Annotated in this window: 1 pseudogene; it reads left to right on the forward strand. The window is 60.3% G+C overall.

The features are described 5' to 3' along the window. Window positions 1-229: pseudogene (locus SAZ04_RS23195) on the forward strand (phosphate ABC transporter permease PstA); the annotation flags it as partial.

Below are 229 nucleotides of genomic sequence, written 5' to 3' on the forward strand. Positions count from 1 at the left end.
GCTGAAGGGCAGCTTCCTTACCATCCTGGTGACGATGGCACTTGCCTTCCCGATCGGCGTGTTGGCGGCGGTTTACCTGGAAGAATTCGCCCCCCGGAACCGCTGGACCGACACAATCGAGGTTTCGATCAACAATCTCGCCGCGGTTCCCTCCATCATCTTCGGGCTGCTCGGCCTCGCGGTGTTTCTGAATTTCATGCATTTGCCGCGCTCGGCGCCATTGGTCGGC

The sequence above is a fragment of the Halalkalibacter lacteus genome (assembly GCF_036663595.1).
Taxonomy (GTDB): domain Bacteria; phylum Bacillota; class Bacilli; order Bacillales; family Bacillaceae_D; genus Halalkalibacter; species Halalkalibacter lacteus.